Genomic DNA, 17,439 nt, shown 5'->3' with positions numbered 1-17,439 from the left:
TCCCCACTCGCCAGTTACTTTCGTGAGGACGGTCCAATGCCGCAAACACCCCTCTTCTCGCGCTTCAGCGCCGTGCCGAAGCCGCAGGGCCTGTACAACCCGGCCGATGAACGCGACGCCTGTGGCCTCGCCATGGTCGCCACGCTTCGCGGCACCGCCGGGCACGACATCATCACTCTCGCCCTCGACGCGCTCCGCAACCTCGAGCACCGCGGCGCGGTCGGCTCGGATGCGGGCACCGGCGACGGAGCGGGCATCATCACCCAGGTTCCCGACGAGTTCCTGCAGGCGGTGACCGACTTCGCCCTGCCCGAGGCGGGCCGCTACGCCGTCGGCAACGTATTCCTGCCCACCGACCCCACCAAGCGCAGTGACATCAAGCGTCAGATCAATCGGATCGCCCTCGAAGAGGGTCTGGTCATCCTCGGCTGGCGCGAAGTGCCCGTGCGCCCCGAGGAGGTCGGCAACCTGGCCCGCGCGGCCATGCCGGCCATCCAGCAGCTGTTCGTGCGGAGCACCCGCACGACCGAGGCCGGGGACACGGTCAGAGACATCGCCCTGGACCGCCAGGCCGTCCGGCTGCGGAAGCGCGCCGAACGCGAGCTGACGATCTACTTCGCGTCGCTGTCCTGCCGCACCGTGGTCTACAAAGGCATGGTGACGACGCTCCAGTTGGAACCGTTCTACCCGGACCTGTCCGACCCGCGCTTTGTCTCGAAGCTCGCCCTCGTGCACTCCCGCTACTCCACCAACACGTTCCCGTCCTGGCCGCTCGCGCAGCCGTTCCGCATGATCGCGCACAACGGCGAGATCAACACGGTGCAGGGCAACCGCAACTGGATGCAGGCGCGCCAGTCCCAACTCGAATCCGAGTTGCTCGGCGACCTGGCGCCACTGCTGCCGATCGTCACCCCCGGCGGCAGCGACTCGGCCTCCTTCGATGAGGTGGTGGAGCTGCTCAGCCTTTCCGGCCGTTCCCTCCCGCACGCCGTGATGATGATGGTTCCGGAAGCCTGGGAGAACCAGACCGACCTCGACGAGGAGCGCCGCGCGTTCTACGAGTACCACTCCATGCTGATGGAACCGTGGGACGGCCCGGCCGCGATCGTCTTCACCGACGGATCTCTCGTCGGCGCCACCCTCGACCGCAACGGGCTGCGACCCGGCCGCTACCTCATCACCGATGACGGCCTCGTCGTGCTGGCCAGCGAGATCGGCGTGCTCGACATCGATCCCAGCCGGGTGGTGCGCAAGGGCCGCCTGCGACCCGGCAAAATGTTCCTGGTCGACACGGTTGCGGGCCGTCTGATCGAAGACGACGAGATCAAGGCCGACCTCGCGGCCAGTGAACCGTGGGGAACCTGGCTGGACGCCGGGCGGATCAACCTCAAGGACCTGCCCGACCGGGAGCACATCGTGCACCCGCCGGCATCCGTCGTCCGCCGCCAGCGCACCTTCGGCTACACCGAGGAAGAGGTGCGGATCCTGCTCGCGCCGATGGCGCGCCTCGGTGGGGAACCGCTGGGGGCGATGGGCTCCGACACCCCCATCGCCGTGCTCAGCGACCGGCCCCGGCTGTTGTTCGACTACTTCACGCAGCAGTTCGCCCAGGTGACGAACCCGCCGCTCGACTCGATCCGCGAGGAAGTCGTCACCTCCCTCAAGCTCGGACTCGGCCCGGAGCGCAACCTCCTGTCGGTGGGCCCCGAGCACGCCCGTCAGGTCGTGCTCGACTTCCCCGTGATCGACAACGACGAGCTGGCCAAGATCCAGCACATCGACACCGCGCCGGGCAGCCGCACCACCACGACCATCCGCGGACTCTACCGGATCGAAGACGGGCCGGACGCCCTCGCGGCACGCATCCAGGCGATGTGCGCCGAGGCCGACGCGGCCATCGCCGACGGTGCCATGTTCCTCGTCCTCTCCGACCGGGACTCCAACAAGGACCTCGCCCCGATCCCGTCGCTGCTGATGATCGCCGCGGTGCACCATCACCTGATCCGCACGCAGAACCGGATGAAGGTGGGCATCGTGGTCGAGGCGGGTGACGTGCGCGAAGTGCACCACGTCGCGCTTCTGATCGGCTACGGCGCGTCCGCCGTCAACCCGTACCTCGCGATGGAAACGTGCGAAGACCTGGTGCGCAGCGGCTACATCACGACCGGGACGCCCGAACAGGCCGTGCGCAACGTGATCAAGGCCCTCGGCAAGGGGGTGCTCAAGATCATGTCCAAGATGGGCATCTCGACCGTCTCCTCGTACGCGGGCGCGCAGACCTTCGAGGCCGTGGGCCTGAGCCAGGACTTCGTCGACCAGTACTTCACCGGCACCACCAGCAAGCTCGGCGGCATCGGCATCGAGGTCGTCGCGGCCGAGAACGAGGCTCGGCACCGGGCCGCCTACCCCGAGGACGCCGCGGTCACCGCGCACGAACGCCTCACCACCGGCGGCGAGTACCAGTGGCGCCGCGACGGGTCCCCGCACCTGTTCAACCCGGACACCATCTTCCGGTTGCAGCACTCCACCCGCACGCGCCGCTACGACATCTTCCGTGAGTACACGAAACTCGTCGACGACCAGGCGTCCAGCCTGATGACGCTGCGCGGCATGTTCACCTTCACCACCGGCAAGCGCCACCCCGTGCCTCTGGACGAGGTGGAACCGGTCTCCTCGATCGTGAAACGTTTTGCGACCGGGGCGATGAGCTACGGCTCGATCTCCGCGGAGGCGCACGAAACCCTCGCCATCGCGATGAACCGCCTCGGCGGCAAATCCAACACCGGCGAGGGCGGGGAGGACCTCGACCGTCTGCTCGACCCGGAGCGACGCAGCGCCGTCAAGCAGGTGGCGTCCGGTCGGTTCGGTGTCACCAGCATGTACCTGTCCCACGCTGACGACATCCAGATCAAACTGGCGCAGGGTGCCAAGCCCGGCGAGGGGGGCCAGCTGCCGCCCACGAAGGTCTACCCGTGGATCGCGCGCACCCGGCACGCAACCGCCGGCGTCGGCCTGATCTCGCCGCCCCCGCACCACGACATCTACTCGATCGAAGACCTCAAACAGCTGATCTTCGACCTGAAGCGGGCGAACCCGGATGCGCGCATCCACACCAAACTGGTCAGCCAGTCCGGCATCGGCGCGGTTGCCGCCGGCGTGGCCAAGGCCCTCTCCGACGTCATCCTCATCTCCGGCCATGACGGCGGCACCGGCGCGAGCCCGCTCAACTCCCTCAAGCACGCGGGAACACCCTGGGAACTCGGCCTCGCCGAAACCCAGCAGACCCTGATGCTCAACGGGATGCGCGACCGTGTCGTGCTGCAGGTCGACGGCCAGTTGAAGACCGGCCGCGATGTCATCATCGGCGCGCTGCTGGGCGCCGAAGAGTTCGGCTTCGCCACCGCGCCGCTGATCGTGGAGGGTTGCGTCATGATGCGCGTCTGCCACCTGGACACCTGCCCCGTCGGGGTGGCCACCCAGAACCCGGAGTTGCGCAAACGTTTCACCGGCAAGGCCGAGCACGTTGTCAACTTCTTCGAGTTCATCGCCCAGGAGGTGCGCGAGTACCTCGCCGAACTCGGTTTCCGCAGCCTCGACGAGGCCATCGGCCACCGCGAGGTGCTCGACGTCAACGGGGCTCTCACCCACTGGAAGGCCGCCGGGCTCGACCTGTCGCCCATCCTGGTCGGTCCGGACTTCTCCGCGGGGGAGCCCCGGCAGTCCGGTCGGGCGCAGGAGCACGAACTCGAGCTCCACTTCGACAACGAACTGATCCGGCGGAGTGCCAGCGTGCTCGAACACGGTGGGCGGGTCTCGATCACCATGCCCATCCGCAACACCGAGCGCGCCGTCGGCACCATGCTCGGCCACCAGGTCACCGTGCGCCACGGGGAGAACGGTCTGCCGTCCGGCTCCATCGACGTCACCCTCACCGGCAGCGCCGGCCAGTCCTTCGGCGCGTTCCTGCCGAACGGCGTCACCCTGCGGCTCGAGGGTGACTCCAACGATTACGTCGGCAAGGGCCTCTCCGGAGGCCAGATCACCGTTCGACCCGACCGGGGCAGCCTGTTCCCGGCCGAGCAGAACGTGATCGCCGGCAACGTCATCGGCTACGGCGCGACCCAGGGCAGCATGTTCATCCGCGGAATCGTGGGCGAACGCTTCCTGGTGCGCAACTCCGGCGCCACCGCCGTGGTCGAAGGCGTCGGCGACCACGCCCTCGAATACATGACCGGGGGACTGGCTGTCATCCTCGGCGAGACCGGACGCAACCTCGGGGCCGGCATGTCCGGCGGAACCGCCTACGTCTACGGTCTCCGCACCGAGAACGTCAACCGGCAGGCCCTCGACTCCGGCGAGCTCACGCTTCTGCCCCTCGGCGGCGCGGACCGTGAGATCGTGCTCGACCTGCTCGAACAGCATCACGACCAGACCGAGTCCGCGCTGGCGGCCCGGTTGCTGGCCGATTTCGAGACCACCATGTCCACTTTCGTCAAGGTGCTGCCGCGCGACTACGCGGCCGTCCTGGCCACCAGGCAGACCGCTGTCACCGAGGGTCTCGACCCCGATGGCGTCGTCGTCTGGAACCGCATTCTGGAGGCAACCAATGGCTGATCCGAAGGGATTCCTCAAGACCACGGACCGGGAGCTCCCGGCACGGCGTCCTGTCGCCGTTCGACTCATGGACTGGAAAGAGGTCTATGAGCAGGGCGACGCCACGCAGCTGAAACGCCAGGCCGGTCGCTGCATGGACTGCGGCGTGCCCTTCTGCCAGCAGGGCTGCCCCCTCGGCAACATCATCCCGGAGTGGAACGACCTCACCTGGCGCGACGAGGGCCGGCAGGCCATCGAACGTCTGCACGTGACGAACAACTTCCCGGAGTTCACCGGGCGCCTCTGCCCGGCGCCCTGCGAGGCGGCCTGCGTGCTCGGCATCAGCCAGCCGCCGGTCACCATCAAGCAGGTCGAGGTCTCCATCATCGACCAGGCGTTCGCCAACGGATGGGTGCAGCCCCAGCCGCCGGGACGCCTCACCGGCAAGACGGTCGCCGTCGTCGGCTCCGGTCCGGCCGGCCTCGCGGCCGCCCAGCAGCTCACGCGGGCCGGCCACACGGTCGCGGTCTTCGAACGAGACGACCGCATCGGCGGGCTGCTGCGCTACGGCATCCCGGACTTCAAAATGGAGAAGAAGCACCTCGAAACCCGTCTGGCCCAGATGACCGCGGAGGGCACCCGCTTCCGCGCCGGGGTCACCATCGGAGTCGACATCGGCTGGGACGAACTCCGGGCCCGCTATGACGCCGTGGTGGTCGCCACCGGTGCGATGGTGCCCCGCGACCTGCCGATCCCCGGGCGCGACCTGCCCGGCGTGCACTTTGCCATGGAATACCTGGTGCAGCAGAACCGGGTCGGCGCCGGCGACACGGTCGATCAGCAGATCACCGCGGAGGGCAAGCACGTGGTCGTCCTCGGCGGCGGCGACACCGGCGCGGACTGCATCGGCACGGCGCACCGTCAGTCCGCGGCATCCGTCACCAACCTCGCCATCGGTCGCCAGCCGGGCCGGGACCGACCGGAGCACCAGCCCTGGCCGCTGTCGCCGACGCTCTTCGAGGTGTCGAGCGCCCACGAAGAGGGCGGCAACCGGGAGTTCCTGGTGTCGACGGTGGAGTTCCTGGCCAACGAGGTCGGCGAGGTGCGCGCCATCCGCGTTGCTGAGACCGAGTTCCTGGACGGACGTCGCGTGCCCAAGGCCGGAACGGAGCGAGAGATCCCCGCGGATCTGGTGCTCCTGGCCATGGGGTTCTCCGGCCCCGAATCACGCGAGCTGACCGACCAACTACACGTACCGGTCGATGGGCGGAGTAATGTCGAACGCGACGATAACTACCAAACCAGCCATGAAGGCGTATTCGTAGCCGGTGATGCCGGTCGCGGCCAGTCACTCATCGTCTGGGCCATCGCCGAAGGCCGGGCTGCCGCGGCGGCCGTCGACAAATTCCTCGAAGGCGAGACGCAACTGCCTGCCCCGGTCAAACCGACCGACCACGCCTTCGCACTCTGATTGGTCACTGATCCAGTGATTCGATTCCAAGAGATCCACCACCCCGTGGTCTCCCACCCCACAACAGAAAACATGCGCCAAAGAAGCGCGGAAACCGGAGAATTTCAGTATGAGACGCGCCAAAATTGTTGCCACCCTCGGGCCGGCAGCGTCTAGTTACGACCAGATTCGAGCCATCATCGATGCCGGAGTCGACGTCTGCCGGATGAACCTCAGCCACGGGGACTATCAAGTCCACGAGGGTGTTTATGCGAATGTGCGCAAGGCCGCCAACGACTCCGGTCGCGCCGTCGCTGTCATGGTCGACCTGCAGGGGCCGAAGATCCGACTCGGAAAGTTCGAGGGCGGCCCTTACGAACTGGCCGTCGGAGACATCTTTAAGATCACCACGGAAGAAATCCTGGGCACCAAGGAACTCTCCGGCACCACGTACAAGGGTTTGCCCCAGGACGTCAAGCCGGGCGACTTCCTGCTGATCGACGACGGCAAGGTCAAGGTCGAGGTGGTCGCCACGAACGACACCGTCGTGACGACCACGGTCATCGTCGCCGGCCCTGTCTCGAACAACAAGGGCATCAACCTGCCCGGTGTAGCGGTCAACGTGCCGGCCCTGTCCGAAAAGGACGAGGCCGACCTGCGCTGGGGCCTCCGCCTCGGCACGGACCTGATCGCGCTGTCGTTCGTTCGCGACGCCGCCGACATCACCCGCGTGCACGAGATCATGGCTGAAGAAGGCCGTCGCGTTCCCGTGATCGCGAAGATCGAGAAGCCGCAGGCCGTGGAGAACCTCGAAGGCATCGTCGACGCGTTCGACGCCATCATGGTCGCCCGAGGCGACCTCGGCGTCGAGCTGCCGCTCGAGGCCGTCCCGATCGTTCAGAAGCACGCGGTCGAGCTGGCTCGCCGCATGGCCAAGCCGGTCATTGTGGCGACGCAGATGCTCGAGTCCATGATCCACAGCCCGGTGCCGACGCGCGCGGAGACGTCTGACGTCGCCAACGCCGTACTCGACGGCGCCGATGCGGTCATGCTCAGCGGTGAGACCAGCGTCGGTGAATACCCCGTCGTCACGGTCCAGACGATGGCGCGCATCGTCGCGTCGACCGAGGACCACGGTCTGGAGCGCATCGTTCCGCTGACGAACAAGCCCCGCACCCAGGGTGGTGCGATCACCCTCGCCGCCATCGAGGTCGCCGAGTTCGTCGAAGCGAAGTTCCTGTGCATCTTCACCGAGTCCGGTGACTCGGCACGGCGGATGTCCCGTCTGCGTTCGAAGATCCCCATGATGGCCTTCACCCCGGAGCCCGGCATCCGTCGTCGCCTGGCCCTCACCTGGGGCATCCAGACCTACCTGGTGGACCGCGTCACCCACACGGACGCCATGTTCGGTCAGGTCGATGACATCCTGCTCGGCCAGGGCCTGGCCCAGCTCGGTGACAAGGTCGTCGTCATCAGCGGTTCCCCTCCCGGAATCGCGGGTTCCACGAACGACATCCGTGTTCACCGCGTCGGCGATGCGCACAATGAAGTTCACCCGGCCTACGCGAAGAGCTAGCGCCGCCTGAACGAAAATAAGCCCCGCCTCCCGGTTTCGGGTGGCGGGGCTTCCTCGTGCCGCAAGTTTCGTGCTGCACCCACCGCCTCCGGGCGACACCCTGTTCCCCTTCAGTGTCGCCCATGAGGCTGTGCGCGTGAACACTCCTGAACGGAGCGCGACCGGACGGCCTGTGGCGTGTGCGGGTCCCCCGACCCGGTAGCGTAGACATGTCCAACCAGGGTTTCAGGCTAGCACCTGTTGGACATGTCTAATGTCACGTCCCGTCCGCGCACGGGGCGTCGGCGCGGAAGGGGGGGCAGGACGTGAACTACGAAGCACGCACCGAACGGGCGCGGGAGCTGGTGTCCGCCCTCGAACTCCCGCGTCCGCTGACCGCCGAGAAGCTGCACCAGCACATGGAAGGGCTGCGCGGCAAAGCGATCGTGATCCGGGCGGCCAGTCCGCGCCTGATCGAATCCGGAGTCTGCGGGCTGTGGATCGAAGTCGCGGGGGAGGAGTTCGAGCGCATCCACCATGCCCCGACGGACTCAGTCGTTCATCGGCAGCAGTTCATCAACCACGAATTCGGCCACATGATCCTGCGGCACGAGAAACAGCTGGTGTCCGCCGAGCGGATCGCGCTGCTCACTCCGCTCATCCCGCTGGACTCGATCGCGTACGCGCTGTCCCGCAGCAATTTCACCGATGAGCAGGAAGCCCTGGCCGAGGCGATCGGCGACCGGCTGGCACTGATCATGCTGCGCGACAATGCGGACGCGGCCCACGGCCCCCGCACCGGTTTCGGCCGGGTGCTGTGATGCAGATCATCCTCCTGACGGTGTGCGCGCTCATCTGGATCGCCGTAGCCCTCTCCCTGCCGTCCGTGCTGGGCGGTCGTCGTCACCGCCTCTTCTGGGCACTGGTTGCTTTCGCCACGACCATGACCTTGCAGCCTCACGTCGTGTACGACGCCGTGGAAAAGCTGCTCGGCGGGGACAACGTCACCTACTTCATCTTTCATGCCACAGCGATCGTCGCCATCGGCCTCCTGGACGGCATCGTGCAGGAGGCAGTGTCGGTCGGTGGTCTCACCCGGCAGCGAAAAAAACTGACCGCCGTCGTCACCGCCGCAATCGTGGCCGCCCAGGCCGTCCTGTTCTTCGGCGGGGACTGGCGATTTCGAGACCAGATCCACGAGTCATTCCCGAATCGCTGGGATTTCGCAGCCTACTCGGCCACCACGTGGATTGCGATCGCACTCTTCTCCGTTTCGGTGGGGTGGGCATGTGCGTCCGACCTGCGCAATCAGCGTCGGTTGATCACTCGGGTGTCCCTGGCTCTCGTGGTCTTCGGTTGCCTCGGGGCACTGGCCTACACGACCATCAGCCTGGCGAGCGTAACCGAAGCCTTTTTCAACCCGGACTTTGTTTTCGAGGGCTGGCCGCGCATTCTTTACAACATCGCTCTCGCTACGGCTCCCATCGGTCTCGGCCTGGGTTTGGGGCTGACGGCCATGGCTGACGGGGTCCTCTGGTCACGGAAGACCGTTCGCGATCGGGCGCTGCTCTGGCGGATCACCCCGCTGTGGGAGCGCCTTGTGGCAGACTCCCCGGAGCTCAGCATCGAGCTGCACCTTTCGCGTCCGGGGCTGCTCCTCGTACGGTCTCCCGGTGCTCACCTGTACCGGCGCTATGTCGAGGTTCGGGACAGCCTGCTCCTCGATCCCGGCCAGAACCTGGCGGCATCCGAGCGGATGCTGATCGACGTCGTCGAGGACCACGTTCGGGCGGTCCCTGCCGCAGCCCCGATGGTCACCACCCTTGCCCGTTCAGCGACACCCCGACAGGACCACACATCGTGATTGACCAGCGCTTAGCCGACGGAAGGCCCAGCACGCCCGGCGAATCGATCAGCCCGCAGCGCGAGCTGGCACGCAAGCTCAACCTCCTGCTCGACGTCGTCGTCGCCGAGGGCAACACGCCGCACACCTACAAGCAGATCGCGGCGGGGCTCCAGGCTCGGGGCCTGTCGTTGTCCCGTGCCCGCTGGGCCTACATGATCACGGGGGACGGACCCCTCGTGACCGATATCGACCTGCTCGTGGGCATCGGCGAGTTCTTCCGCATCCCCCCTGAATACCTGCTGGGCTCCGACGGAGACCTCCCGGAACGCGTCGACTCCCAGCTGGCGTTCGTGAAGAGCCTCCGCGCCCAGCGAGTCGTCAACTTCGCCGCACGAACGCTCGGGGATGTGTCTCCGGAGACGCTGCGGTCGATCACCGCGCTCCTGGAGGAAGACATGCAGGGCGGTGCCGAGCCTCGGCCCGCTCAGGACTGAGCCAGGACCGAGGCAAAACTGAGCCAGGACCGAGTTCGGGAGAGAGGCGAAATAGCCCGTCCCAGTAGGGATTTCGGTCTGGGGTGTTGGTACCGGTGGTGGGACTCGAACCCACACGTCCTTGCGAACAAAGCATTTTGAGTGCTCCGCGTCTGCCATTCCGCCACACCGGCTCACAACACCTGCATCAGAATACCGTAGGCTTTCCCCCGTGACCGACCAAGATTCCATCCCAGTACCTCCTCGCCGCGTTGTCGTTGCCGAGGATGAGTCCCTCATCCGCCTCGACATCGTCGAAATCCTCCGTGACGCCGGATTCGAGGTAGTCGGTGAAGCCGGCGACGGTGAAACCGCCGTCGCCCTGGCCACCGAGCTGCGACCCGACCTGGTTATCATGGACGTGAAGATGCCGCACCTCGACGGCATTTCCGCGGCGGAGCGCATCACCAAGGCGCACATCGCTCCCGTCGTCCTGCTGACCGCCTTCAGCCAGAAGGAACTGGTCGAGCGGGCAACGGAAGCCGGCGCGCTGGCCTACGTGGTCAAGCCGTTCACGCCCAACGACCTGCTGCCGGCGATCGAGATCGCCCTCTCCCGCTACAGCCAGATCATCACCCTCGAAGCCGAGGTGGCGGACCTCGTGGAGCGCTTCGAGACCCGCAAGCTCGTCGACCGGGCCAAGGGCCTGCTCAACGAGAAGATGGGGCTGACCGAGCCGGAGGCGTTCCGCTGGATTCAGAAGGCGTCCATGGATCGCCGGCTCACCATGCATGACGTCGCCCAGGCGATCATCGAGCAGCTCAGCGCCAAGAAGTAGCCTCCGGGAAACGACCAGAGCGCCTCAGACTTCGACGGCCGGGCAGAACACCTTGCGGGGTGTGCTGCCCGGCCGTTTTCACGCCGCGGTTCTCTGTGCTTTCGGTGCGGCCGTTCTTATGCCTCGGGCCGGTTCGGCAGGTCCTTGATCAGGTTGGTGATCCGGATCGTCGAGCAACGGCGACCCTGGTCATCCGTGACCGCGATCTCGTGGGTCGTGAGCGTGCGGCCCAGGTGCACCGGCGTGCACACGCCCGTGACGAAGCCCGACGTAGCCGACCGGGTGTGGGTGGCGTTGATCTCGATGCCCACCGCCAGGCGTCCGGGGCCGGCATGCAGATTGGCCGCCATCGATCCGAGCGACTCGCCGAGAACCACGTAGGCCCCACCGTGCAGGAGCATCGCGGGCTGCGTGTTGCCCTCCACGGGCATGCGTGCGACGGCCCGCTCGATCGTGAATTCGACGAACTCGATGTTCATCTTTTCGGCCAGGGAGCCGGCGCCCCGCTGCTGGACCCACTCAAGGGCGTCCGTGGTCTGCTGGATCATATTCACCTTCGGTCGCTGCACCTGCCCGCGCCGGATGACGCTTGTAGGCTGTCTCTGTGTCAGATTCCGAAAAGCCTACCCTGATGATCATCGACGGCCATTCCCTGGCCTACCGGGCGTTCCACGCCCTCCCGGTGGACAGTTTCCAGACCCACGACGGGCAGCACACCAACGCCGTCCACGGCTTCCTGTCGATGCTGCTCAGTCTGTTGCGCAACGAAAAGCCCACCCATATCGCCGTGGCCTTCGACATCTCGCGGTTCTCATTCCGCACCCGCGAATACGCCGACTACAAGGGCACCAGGGCCAGCACGCCCAGCGAGTTCATCGGGCAGGTGCCTCTGCTGCAGGAGGCTCTGGCCGCGATGAACATCACGACGCTGACCAAGGAAGACTACGAAGCCGACGACATTCTGGCGACCCTGTCCGTGCGCGGCAACCAGGAGGGGTTCCACGTCCTGGTGGTCTCGGGGGACCGCGACACGATCCAGCTCGTCAACGAGAACGTCACCCTGCTCTACCCGGCGAGCCAGGGCGTCTCGGCGCTCACCCGCTACGACCCGGCCCGGGTGCGCGAGAAGTACGGCATCGAGCCGGCCCAGTATCCGGATGTCGCGGCCCTGGTCGGCGAGACCAGCGACAACCTGATCGGAATCTCCAAGGTGGGAGAGAAGACCGCGGTGAAGTGGCTCGGCCTCTACGGCAGCCTCGACGGCATCCTGGAGCACGCCGAGGAGATCAAGGGTGTCGTCGGCAACAACCTGCGCGAGCAGAAAGAGAACGCGATCCGCAACCGCCGGCTCAACCGCCTCGTCACCGACCTCGACCTGCCGGTGCAGCTCCCCGACCTCGTTCGGTGCGCCATCGACGAACCGGCCGTGCGGGATGTGTTCGGCCGGCTCGAATTCCGTACCCTGCTCGATCGGGTGATCAAGCTCGAAGGGGCCGGCGCGCCCGAGGGTGCCGCCGTGGCCGTGCCCGAGGAGATTCTCGTCGCCGCGCCCAAGGCCCCCATCGCGCAGGACCTGCTCGACGAGGAACTCGCGGCCTGGATCGCCCGGGCCGTCTCCGCCTCCCCGGCCGGACTCGGCCTCAGCGTCGAGGTTCAGGACGGTCTGGTCATCGGTTTCGGACTGTCCGGCCCGGCCGAGTCGGTCAACCTGCCCTGGCAGCCCGGGCGCGCCGACTACCTGGCGTTCGAATCGTGGCTGGCCAGCGATTCGCCCAAGATCATGCACGACGCCAAACGCCAGGTGAAGGCGTTGCGCCGCAGCGACCTGAACTTCTCCGGCCTGGTGTTCGACACGCTGGTCGCGGGCTGGCTGTTGCGTCCCGGTGGCCCCGACAAGACCCTCGCCAACCTGGTGACGCGGTACCTCGACGAGACCCTTCCGGTGAGCGACCCCAACCAGCTGATCCCGGCCGAGAGTGAAACCGGCGGCGTGCCCACCGAGTCCTGGTACACGTTCCGGGTGGCCGCGGCCATCGAGGCGCTGCTCGACGACGGGTCGCGTGAGGTGCTCACGGCCATCGAGATGCCCACCCTGCTGACCCTGTCCGACATGGAACTGGCCGGCGTTGCCGTCTCCCACGACCAGCTGTCCGCGCTGTCCGGCCAGCTGGGAGAGCGCGCCGCCGGTCTGGCCGCCGGCGCCTACGCCGAGATCGGCCGTGAGGTGAACCTCGGCTCACCCAAGCAGCTCCAGGAGGTCCTGTTCGAGCAACTCGGCATGCCGAAGACCCGGGCGAACAAGACCGGGTTCTCGACGGATGCCGGGGCTCTCGCCGACCTGCAGGCCAGCAACCCGCATCCGTTCCTCGACCTGCTGCTGCAACACCGCGACGCCACCAAGCTGCGCCAGATCGTGGAAACCCTGGACAAGGCCATCGACGAGACCGGTCGAATCCACACGACCTACGTGCAGATCGGCACGGCCACCGGCCGGATCTCCTCCACCGACCCCAACCTGCAGAACATCCCGGTGCGAACCGAGGAAGGCCGTCGCATCCGAGCCGCGTTCCAGGCGGGCAACGGGGCCGAAAGCCTGCTCACCGCCGACTACTCGCAGATCGAGATGCGCATCATGGCGCACCTCTCCGGCGACCCGGGTCTGATCGAGGCCTTCAACGCCGGCGAGGACCTGCACCGCTTCGTCGGCGCCAGCGTGTTCGGCGTGGCGCCGGAAGACGTCACGAACGAGATGCGTTCCAAGGTGAAGGCCATGTCCTACGGCCTGGCCTACGGACTCAGCGCCTTCGGGTTGTCCCGACAGCTGCGCATCGACACGAAGGAGGCCAAGCAGCTCATCACCGACTACTTCGCCCGCTTCGGGGCCGTGCGCGATTACCTGCGCAACGTGGTCGAACAGGCGAAAGTGGATGGCTACACCGCCACCATCTTCGGCCGCCGCCGTCCGTTCCCCGAGCTGCACAGCTCCAACCGGGTGCTGCGCGAGAACGCCGAACGTGCCGCCCTGAACGCGCCGATCCAGGGTTCGGCCGCCGACATCATGAAGATCGCGATGAATGGTATCGCGGTGGACCTGGCCGAGGGCGGACTGGAGTCACGCATGCTGCTGCAGGTGCACGACGAGCTGATCTTCGAGGTGGCACCGGGGGAGTGGGATGCGCTCCGTCAGGTCGTGACGCACCAGATGGAAACCGCCGCGGACCTCCTCGTACCCCTCGATGTGCAGGTCGGCCGCGGGGACAATTGGGACGCCGCCGCCCACTAGGCGCGACCGTCCGGCCTCCATGTTGGGAAGGCCGGCCCTTCACTCCGCGGTGTGACGGCGTGTCCTAGGCTTCGGACATGACAACCGACAACCAGCGCACCCCCACGGCGATCGACCGGATCGCCGAGGACTGGGTGGACACCCTCGTCGACATCGACCCGACCGTGGGCACGTACATCGGCCGCACCGAGGCGGACGGCCGTTTCGGCGACTACTCGCCGGACGGCCTCGACCGCAGCGTCGACGCGGCCCGTGCCTTCATCGCCCGGCTCGACGCCGCCACGGCGGTCGACGACGTCGACGTCGTCACCCGCACCGACCTGCGCAGCTCGCTCGCCCTCGACGTCGAGAGCGCCGAGGCCGGTCTGCCGCTGCGGGACCTGAACGTGATCGCCTCGCCGGCCCAGGGCATCCGGGAGATCTTCGACCTCATGCCCACCGCCACGGTCGCGGACTGGGACACCGTCTCCACCCGTCTGGGCGCCCTGCCCGCGGCCATCGACGGGTATATCCAGACCCTGCGCCTCGGTATGGAGCGCGGCAGCATGCCCGCCCGCCGCCAGGTGCAGGAGGTCATCCTGCAGGCCAGGCGCCACGCCGCGAACGACGGCTTCTTCGCCGAGTTCGCCGCCAGCGCGGGCCCCGACACCGGGTCCCTCCCGGCCTCGCTGGCCACGGACCTCGGCACCCGCGCGCGCGCCGCGGCCGCGGCCTACGGCACGCTGGCCGAGTTCCTCGGCACCGAGCTCGAGGGCAGGGCCCCCACCCGCGACGCCATCGGCCGCGACCTCTATGCGCTGCAGTCCCGCCGTTTTCTGGGTGCCACCATCGACCTCGACGAAACCTACGACTGGGGGGTGCAGGAGCTGGCCCGGATGACCCTGGAACAGGAGGGGATCGCCGACCAGATCAAGCCGGGCGCGAGCGTGCTCGAGGCCATCGCGTTCCTCGACACCGACCCCCGCCGCAAACTGCACGGCACCGCCGCCTTGCAGGAGTGGATGCAGGAAACCAGCGACCGCGCCGTCGCCGAGCTTTCCGATACCCAGTTCGACATCCCTGACGAGATCAAGCGTCTCGAGTGCATGATCGCCCCCACCCAGGAGGGCGGCATCTACTACACCGGGCCCACCGACGACTTCTCCCGCCCGGGCCGGATGTGGTGGTCGGTTCCGGTCGGGGTCACCGAATTCGACACCTGGCGTGAACTGACCACCGTCTATCACGAGGGCGTGCCCGGGCACCACCTGCAGATCGGCCAGGCCGTCTACAACCGGGCGAAGCTGAACACCTGGCGCCGCCAGCTGGCCGGGACCTCGGGCCACGCCGAGGGCTGGGCGCTGTACGCGGAGCGGCTGATGGAACAGCTCGGCTACCTGGACGACCCGGCCGACCGGCTCGGCATGCTGGACGGACAACGGATGCGCGCCGCCCGGGTCGTGCTCGACATCGGCGTGCACCTGGAGAAGCAGCTGCCCGACGGCTCCGGTCCCTGGACCGCCGAGTACGCTTTCGACTTCCTCGGCCGGAACGTGAACATGAATGCCGGCTTCGTCAAATTCGAGGTCAATCGGTACCTCGGCTGGCCGGGGCAGGCGCCGTCCTACAAGGTCGGGCAGCGCATCTGGGAAGAGCTGCGGGACACCTATGCGGCGCGCGAGGGCGACGCGTTCTCGATCAAGGAGTTCCACCGCAAGGCACTCGACCTCGGCGGGGTCGGCCTGGACACCCTCCGGGCGGCGATGCTCGGGTAGCGGCCCGCGCCGATCGGCGTAGCGTTGAGGGAGAGGTCGGCGGGTTGCCGGTCCCTCCCGCAAACAGCTAAGCTTGACTGTCACGTTTGTGACGAACCGTCCACTGCCATGCACGGTGCACGAGAACAAGATTTTCCCGTGCGTGGCCCGAGCTATGTCCATCCTGGAGCAACTACTACATGACAATCGCAACGACCGAACGGGCACCCAAGCAGGTCGCCATCAACGACATTGGATCTGCTGAAGACTTTCTTGCCGCGGTCGAAAAGACTCTGAAATTCTTCAACGACGGAGACCTCATCGAGGGCACCGTTGTGAAGATCGACCGCGACGAGGTTCTCCTCGACGTGGGCTACAAGACCGAGGGTGTCATCCCCTCCCGCGAACTTTCCATCAAGCACGACGTTGACCCCTCTGAGGTCGTCAAGGTCGGCGACCTGGTTGAGGCCCTCGTTCTTCAGAAGGAAGACAAAGAAGGCCGTCTCATCCTGTCCAAGAAGCGCGCTCAGTACGAGCGTGCATGGGGCGACGTCGAAAAGATCAAGGAATCGGATGGCGTTGTCACCGGTTCGGTCATCGAGGTTGTCAAGGGTGGCCTCATCGTGGACATCGGACTCCGCGGGTTCCTCCCGGCTTCGCTCATCGAGCTGCGCCGCGTTCGCGACCTGACCCCCTACCTGGGCCAGGAGATCGAGGCCAAGATCCTCGAACTCGACAAGAACCGCAACAACGTTGTGCTGTCTCGTCGTGCGCTGCTCGAGCAGACCCAGTCCGAGAGCCGCACCACGTTCCTCAACAACCTCCAGAAGGGACAGGTCCGCAAGGGCGTCGTCTCGTCGATCGTCAACTTCGGTGCGTTCGTGGACCTGGGCGGCGTTGACGGTCTGGTTCACGTCTCCGAGCTCAGCTGGAAGCACATCGAGCACGCCAGCGAGGTCGTCGAGGTCGGTCAGGAAGTCACCGTCGAGATCCTTGAGGTCGACCTCGAGCGCGAGCGCGTGTCGCTCTCCCTCAAGGCCACGCAGGAAGACCCGTGGCAGGTCTTCGCCCGCACCCACGCCATCGGCCAGGTTGCACCGGGTAAGGTCACCAAGCTCGTTCCGTTCGGCGCGTTCGTTCGCGTTGCCGAGGGCATCGAGGGGCTCGTCCACATCTCCGAGCTCTCCGGCAAGCACGTCGAGCTCGCCGAGCAGGTCGTGTCGGTCGGCGACGAGGTCTTCGTCAAGGTCATCGACATCGACCTCGAGCGTCGCCGCATCTCGTTGAGCCTCAAGCAGGCCAACGATGGTGTCGACCCCGAGGGTACCGAGTTCGACCCGGCACTCTACGGAATGCTCACCGAGTACGACGACCAGGGCAACTACAAGTACCCCGAGGGCTTCGACCCGGAGACCAACGAGTGGCGTGAAGGCTTCGAAACCCAGCGCGAGAAGTGGGAGCAGGACTACGCTGCAGCCCAGGCTCGCTGGGAAGCCCACAAGAAGCAGGTTTCTTCCGCGAACGACGAGATCACCGCCGTCGGCGATGTCCCGTCCGCCGCTGGCAACACCTTCTCGAGCGAGACGGCCGGCGCCGGCACGCTCGCGGACGACGAGGCCCTCGCAGCACTGCGCGAGAAGCTCTCCAGCTCCAACTAGCACTGCCGCA

General features: G+C 66.8%; 11 protein-coding genes and 1 tRNA gene. 10 read left to right on the top strand and 2 right to left on the bottom strand.

What is annotated here, in order from left to right; genetic code table 11:
* The first annotated feature begins 36 nt into the window (after window positions 1–36).
* The 6 genes from gltB (at window position 37) to E3T23_RS12155 (ending at window position 9,938) form a co-directional block, all read left to right on the top strand.
* Complete coding sequence (gltB, locus tag E3T23_RS12180) at window positions 37–4,614, top strand: glutamate synthase large subunit (protein ID WP_134370703.1); 4,578 nt, start codon at window positions 37–39, stop codon at window positions 4,612–4,614.
* Window positions 4,607–6,064, top strand: a complete 1,458-nt coding sequence (locus tag E3T23_RS12175) for a glutamate synthase subunit beta (RefSeq protein ID WP_134370702.1) — start codon at window positions 4,607–4,609, stop codon at window positions 6,062–6,064. The genes gltB and E3T23_RS12175 overlap by 8 nt, the downstream gene beginning before the upstream one ends.
* Window positions 6,065–6,173: 109 nt before the next feature.
* Complete coding sequence (gene pyk, locus E3T23_RS12170) at window positions 6,174–7,619, top strand: pyruvate kinase (protein ID WP_134370701.1); 1,446 nt, start codon at window positions 6,174–6,176, stop codon at window positions 7,617–7,619.
* Window positions 7,620–7,924: 305 nt separating this feature from the next.
* Window positions 7,925–8,419 carry a hypothetical protein gene (locus tag E3T23_RS12165; protein ID WP_134370700.1) on the top strand — a complete coding sequence of 165 codons (495 nt, stop codon included), beginning with the start codon at window positions 7,925–7,927 and terminating at the stop codon, window positions 8,417–8,419.
* Window positions 8,419–9,462 (top strand): DUF6545 domain-containing protein, encoded by a 1,044-nt coding sequence (locus E3T23_RS12160; protein WP_134370699.1) that lies wholly within the window; start codon window positions 8,419–8,421, stop codon window positions 9,460–9,462. The genes E3T23_RS12165 and E3T23_RS12160 overlap by 1 nt, the downstream gene beginning before the upstream one ends.
* Entirely contained in the window at window positions 9,459–9,938 is a 480-nt protein-coding gene (locus E3T23_RS12155) for a hypothetical protein (RefSeq protein WP_241977886.1), read from the top strand. Before E3T23_RS12160 ends, E3T23_RS12155 begins: the two co-directional genes overlap by 4 nt.
* Window positions 9,939–10,025: 87 nt before the next feature.
* Here E3T23_RS12155 and E3T23_RS12150 read toward each other — a convergent pair.
* A tRNA-Leu gene (locus E3T23_RS12150) sits at window positions 10,026–10,111 on the bottom strand.
* Between the two features lie 38 nt (window positions 10,112–10,149).
* On the opposite strand from E3T23_RS12150, the gene E3T23_RS12145 reads away from it, so the two are divergent.
* Window positions 10,150–10,755: an ANTAR domain-containing response regulator gene (locus E3T23_RS12145; protein ID WP_134370698.1), complete on the top strand. Its 606-nt coding sequence runs from the start codon at window positions 10,150–10,152 to the stop codon at window positions 10,753–10,755.
* A gap of 116 nt (window positions 10,756–10,871) precedes the next feature.
* Here the strand turns inward: E3T23_RS12145 and E3T23_RS12140 are convergent, their stop codons facing one another.
* Window positions 10,872–11,303, bottom strand: coding sequence for a hotdog fold thioesterase (locus E3T23_RS12140; protein WP_134370800.1), 432 nt, complete (start codon window positions 11,301–11,303; stop codon window positions 10,872–10,874).
* A gap of 56 nt (window positions 11,304–11,359) precedes the next feature.
* On the opposite strand from E3T23_RS12140, the gene polA reads away from it, so the two are divergent.
* The 3 genes from polA (at window position 11,360) to rpsA (ending at window position 17,429) form a co-directional block, all read left to right on the top strand.
* Window positions 11,360–14,038, top strand: coding sequence for a DNA polymerase I (gene polA / locus E3T23_RS12135; protein WP_134370697.1), 2,679 nt, complete (start codon window positions 11,360–11,362; stop codon window positions 14,036–14,038).
* 77 nt (window positions 14,039–14,115) lie between these two features.
* Window positions 14,116–15,792, top strand: a complete 1,677-nt coding sequence (locus tag E3T23_RS12130) for a DUF885 domain-containing protein (RefSeq protein WP_134370696.1) — start codon at window positions 14,116–14,118, stop codon at window positions 15,790–15,792.
* Window positions 15,793–15,971: 179 nt separating this feature from the next.
* Window positions 15,972–17,429 carry a 30S ribosomal protein S1 gene (gene rpsA, locus E3T23_RS12125; protein WP_134370695.1) on the top strand — a complete coding sequence of 486 codons (1,458 nt, stop codon included), beginning with the start codon at window positions 15,972–15,974 and terminating at the stop codon, window positions 17,427–17,429.
* Window positions 17,430–17,439 lie beyond the last annotated feature (10 nt).

It is taken from the genome of Cryobacterium cheniae (assembly GCF_004403395.1).
In the GTDB taxonomy this organism is placed as follows: domain Bacteria; phylum Actinomycetota; class Actinomycetes; order Actinomycetales; family Microbacteriaceae; genus Cryobacterium; species Cryobacterium cheniae.
This window is presented reverse-complemented; position numbering and strand designations above follow the sequence as displayed.

Coding starts and splice junctions, on each gene's coding strand:
- gltB (WP_134370703.1), top strand. CDS start 37: ATGCCGCAAACACCCCTCTTCTCGCGCTTCAGCGCCGTGCCGAAGCCG.
- E3T23_RS12175 (WP_134370702.1), top strand. CDS start 4,607: ATGGCTGATCCGAAGGGATTCCTCAAGACCACGGACCGGGAGCTCCCG.
- pyk (WP_134370701.1), top strand. CDS start 6,174: ATGAGACGCGCCAAAATTGTTGCCACCCTCGGGCCGGCAGCGTCTAGT.
- E3T23_RS12160 (WP_134370699.1), top strand. CDS start 8,419: ATGCAGATCATCCTCCTGACGGTGTGCGCGCTCATCTGGATCGCCGTA.
- E3T23_RS12140 (WP_134370800.1), bottom strand. CDS start 11,303: ATGATCCAGCAGACCACGGACGCCCTTGAGTGGGTCCAGCAGCGGGGC.
- E3T23_RS12130 (WP_134370696.1), top strand. CDS start 14,116: ATGACAACCGACAACCAGCGCACCCCCACGGCGATCGACCGGATCGCC.
- rpsA (WP_134370695.1), top strand. CDS start 15,972: ATGACAATCGCAACGACCGAACGGGCACCCAAGCAGGTCGCCATCAAC.